Raw genomic sequence first — 845 nt, forward strand, 5'->3', positions numbered from 1 at the left:
TTTGCTATTTTTAAATTCTCTTGAGTTACATGATCAATTTGAGCTACAGCATCATTAATTTGAGTAATACCTGTAGTTTGCTCTTTAATACTCTCACCCATTTCATTAATAGATTGAACTAAGATATTAGTATTAGCTTCAATCTCACCTAAAGACTTTTGAGTTCTTTCTGCTAGATTTCTAACTTCATCAGCAACAACAGCAAAGCCACGACCATGTTCTCCTGCACGAGCTGCTTCAATAGCTGCATTTAATGCAAGTAGGTTAATTTGATCAGCAATATCACCTATTATAGAAGTAACATTTTTAATCTCTTCACTTTGAGCAATAACTTCACTAGTTTTATGAGATACATTTTGCATAGAAGAAGTAATCTCTTCTAATGCTGCTGCTGTTTCTTCTAAAGAAGAAGCTTGAGAAGATGAAGAATCTGTTAAGTCTTTAACAGCACTTTGTAATTTACCACTCTCATCTGCCAATAAAGAAGCAAATTCAGATGATTGTCTTAGCATAGCTACTATTTCTTGACCTAATACATTAGTAGTTACTTCAACTCCACCTTTAGCATTTTTAACTTCAGTAGTAAAGTCTAATGCCTTATAGCTATCAAATACTCTATTGATTTCATTCATATTAGAACCAACTTTTGCTTGTAATACATCAAGCATATCATTTAATACATTTTTTAATTCTATTAATTGAGGATTAGCAGGAATTGCTGTTATTCTTGCTGTTAGATTACCACCTTCTATTTCTTTAGCTGTATCAACTGATTGTTCTACTGCTTTAGCATCTTGTTCTAATGCATTTTTAGTTTTAGTGATGTTTTCATTGATGGCTTTGGC

General features: G+C 32.1%; 1 protein-coding gene. It reads right to left on the reverse strand.

Translation table 11 applies throughout. The features are described 5' to 3' along the window. Positions 1-845 (reverse strand): methyl-accepting chemotaxis protein (locus L8U37_RS08105; protein WP_263728983.1); only part of this gene is annotated, 845 nt, incomplete at both ends.

Origin of the sequence: Campylobacter sp. RKI_CA19_01122, from assembly GCF_025771325.1 — a bacterium.
Taxonomy (GTDB): domain Bacteria; phylum Campylobacterota; class Campylobacteria; order Campylobacterales; family Campylobacteraceae; genus Campylobacter_D; species Campylobacter_D lari_D.